The organism is Candidatus Allofontibacter sp., from assembly GCF_038145245.1.
Taxonomy (GTDB): domain Bacteria; phylum Pseudomonadota; class Alphaproteobacteria; order Pelagibacterales; family Pelagibacteraceae; genus Fontibacterium.
Window position 1 is genome coordinate 1 of record NZ_JAYQPI010000070.1, and the last position, 1,877, is coordinate 1,877.

Annotated in this window: 2 protein-coding genes; one reads left to right on the plus strand and one right to left on the minus strand. The window is 29.5% G+C overall.

Going from position 1 to position 1,877, the window contains the following annotated elements:
• Positions 1–249 precede the first annotated feature (249 nt).
• Complete coding sequence (locus AC8IGH_RS05470; RefSeq protein ID WP_507419701.1) at positions 250–843, plus strand: YjbE family putative metal transport protein; 594 nt, start codon at positions 250–252, stop codon at positions 841–843.
• Positions 844–847: 4 nt separating this feature from the next.
• On the opposite strand, the gene AC8IGH_RS05475 is transcribed toward AC8IGH_RS05470, so the two are convergent.
• Positions 848–1,804 carry a 2-hydroxyacid dehydrogenase gene (locus AC8IGH_RS05475; RefSeq protein ID WP_507419702.1) on the minus strand — a complete coding sequence of 319 codons (957 nt, stop codon included), beginning with the start codon at positions 1,802–1,804 and terminating at the stop codon, positions 848–850.
• Positions 1,805–1,877 lie beyond the last annotated feature (73 nt).

Genomic DNA, 1,877 nt, shown 5'->3' on the forward strand with positions numbered 1-1,877 from the left:
GCAGCTTTAAAAAACTTACGTCTTGAAGTTTTTTTAGACTCCAATGACGTAACTTCGTCTTTTAGTTTTGTCATTTATTTTCCCTTATTTAGTTAATTAACTATGTACGATTAAAGCAAAAAATTTATAAAGAGTCTCTCATTAAAATAACTAAATATATGCTTAAATTAATCAATAAATCAACTTTAGATTGTATTAATTTTTATCTGTCTTTAAATAAATTTAATAACTATTAAATCCTTAATTCTCATGAATAACGAACTTATCATTTTAGTTAAGATAATTTTAATCGACCTTGTTCTTTCTGCGGACAACGCAATTATTATTGGAATGGCAGCTTCTCAATTTGATAATAGAATCAGAAAAAAGGTTTTAATTTACGGCACAATTGCTGCTGTTGTTTTTAGAATTATATTTGCTGGACTAACAGCTTTTTTATTAAAATTTCACGGTATCAAAACTGCAGGAGCAATCATACTATTTTGGGTAGTTTACAAATTGTATGTCGATATTCTTCAAGAAAAAAACGATAATGAAAATTTACATAAATTTAATATTCAAGAAAGTGAAAAGAGTAAATTAGGAAAGGCAATCTTTACAATTCTACTTGCAGATTTTTCATTAAGTTTAGATAACGTCATAGCTGTAGCAGGAGCTGCTGGTGATCATTATACATTGTTAGTATTTGGTTTAATATTATCGATTGTATTAATGATAACATTAGCAAATTTTATTTCGCTTTATATTAAAAAATATAAGTGGATTGGTTGGCTTGGTTTGTTATCTATTCTATGGGTTGCTTTTGACTTACTTTATCAAGATTATAAACATTTCTTCTTATAAAATTTTAATTCACTTGATCTTTTGGTTTTTTTCCTTGAAAAAAATTCTCTAAATTATCAATAGCCCTGTCTCCCATATCAATTCTAGTTCTAATAGTTGCACTTCCTAAATGAGGAAGTAAAAAAAGATTATTCAACTTTAAATATTCAGAATTAATTTTAGGTTCACCATTATAAACATCGAGGCCTAAAGCAAAAACTTTTCCAATCTTCATCGCTTTAATCATGGCATGATCATCTATAACGTCACCTCTTGCTGCATTCGTAACTACTGCACCATCTGGTAAATAATTTATTGTTTGCTCATTAATTAAATGGGTTGTTTCTTTCGTTGCGGGACAATTTATTGATAAAAATTCACTGTTATTTAGAAACGATTTAATATTGTCGTGATAAATTGCTCCCTCTTCAAGCTGAGTAGATAATCTTGTACGATTATGGTAATGGATTTCCATTCCAAAACCGCGAGCACGTTTAGCAACGGCTCTTCCAATTCTGCCCATACCAAGAATTCCTAATTTTCTATTTGACATTTGTTTGCCTAGTAAAAAATTAGTAGACCAAACCCAAGATTGTTCTTGTGCAAATTTTCTACCCTCATAAGCTCTTCTCGATGCTCCTAGCAAAAGTAAAATTGAAATATCTGCTGTTGAGTCCGTTAAAACTTCTGGCGTATTTGTAACAACTATCCCTTTTTTAGCCGCAATGTCTACGTCAACATTATTATATCCTACCGCATAATTTGCGATAATCTTAACTGTACTTGATAGCTTGTCCAGAATGGCTGCATCAAATTTATTTCCCCCAATACACAAAATTCCATCACAGTCTTTTGAAAGATTTAAAAGCTCTTCACTTGAATAAACTTTGTCCTCTTTATTTAATTTTGTATCAAATAAATTTTGAATACGCTTTTCGTTTTCAGGAAGTAAATTTCTAGTAACTAAGATTTTTTTTCTCATAATGAATTAATTGCTTTTGGTTTTTCGCCTCCTGTATACCAATTTAAAATTTCTATGGTATGAATAATTGGTA

Coding starts and splice junctions, on each gene's coding strand:
- AC8IGH_RS05470 (WP_507419701.1), top strand. CDS start 250: ATGAATAACGAACTTATCATTTTAGTTAAGATAATTTTAATCGACCTT.
- AC8IGH_RS05475 (WP_507419702.1), bottom strand. CDS start 1,804: ATGAGAAAAAAAATCTTAGTTACTAGAAATTTACTTCCTGAAAACGAA.